The sequence below is a fragment of the Actinomadura roseirufa genome (assembly GCF_900659635.1).
Lineage (GTDB): Bacteria > Actinomycetota > Actinomycetes > Streptosporangiales > Streptosporangiaceae > Spirillospora > Spirillospora roseirufa.
Genome location: NZ_CAACVB010000573.1, coordinates 1 through 1,002 on the forward strand (window position 1 = coordinate 1; position 1,002 = coordinate 1,002).

The 1,002-nt window shown below is 74.8% G+C and carries 1 protein-coding gene; it reads right to left on the reverse strand.

The window, feature by feature from the left end:
- Positions 1-35: 35 nt before the first annotated feature.
- The gene (locus tag E1291_RS41480; protein ID WP_131743484.1) at positions 36-743 is read right to left on the reverse strand and encodes a YcnI family copper-binding membrane protein; all 708 of its coding nucleotides are present in this window, start codon (positions 741-743) and stop codon (positions 36-38) included.
- Between the last annotated feature and the right edge of the window lie 259 nt (positions 744-1,002).

Genomic DNA, 1,002 nt, shown 5'->3' on the forward strand with positions numbered 1-1,002 from the left:
CCGGGCGAGCGGGCGAGCGACCCCGCGGGCGGCGGTCACGACCGGCTCCGGCCGCGGGCCAGGCCGAAGCCGCCGAGCGCGAGGCCCGCCACGCCGACCCCGATGCCGGTCCAGCCGAGCGTGCGGGCCGTGCCGTCGTCGGAGTCCGCCGAGGCCGGACGCACCGTCGTCGAGTGGGCCGCGGCGGCGACCGTCGGCACCGCGCCCTTCGGCGTCAGCTTGAGCGTCGGCGCCGGGTGCTCCGGTTCGTTCTGGCCGTTGCCCGGATCCTGGTCCCACTTGACGACCTCGCCTCCCGAGTAGGTCTGCTCCGCCTTGAACATCAGCCGGTCGGTGTCGGTGGGCAGCGGGCCCAGCGAGACGTCGAACTCCTCGAACTGCCCGGCCTCGATCTTGCCGCCGGACCAGGTGATCCGCGAGACCGCCTCGGTGAGCGTGCTGCCCTCCATCTTCAGGGGGGTCTTGAGCTTGGCCTTGTCGACCTTCACCGTCCAGCCGGGGACGGGCCGGACGGACACGAACGCGATCGGGTGGTCGGCGGGCAGGTCCACCTGGACCTTGACGGTGCCCGCGTCGGGGCGCTCGTTCGGTACCCGGAACGACACCTTGCTGAAGCCGCCCTGCTCGGCGGTCCCGGGATTGACGGTGACGTGCGCGGACGCCGCCGTGGCGAGCCCGACGAGGGACAGGGCGGCCAGGGACGCGATGCCCGTGAGGCGGCGGACGGTGATCGGGGAAGACATGGAGAGCTCCGTTCGAGACGTACGGGAAGGGACCGGAGGCCGCGAAGATCACGGTGTCCGGTGACGTACGGCGCTCGCTGGAGGCTCGCTAGAAGCGGGCGAGCGCCCTCGGACGGGCCGGTGGCCCGCGGCGGCGGACCTGGCGCCGCAGCGCCCGTCCGGCCGCCGGGACGGTGTCCGCGCTCACCCTCGGGGTACGCGGACGGGGCGCGGGCGGTTCAGCGGCCGGCAGGGCCCGCAGGAGCCCGCCGGTGCGTCC

Bases quoted from the DNA above. Each gene is read 5' to 3' on its own strand.
- E1291_RS41480 (WP_131743484.1), bottom strand. From the start codon at position 743: ATGTCTTCCCCGATCACCGTCCGCCGCCTCACGGGCATCGCGTCCCTG.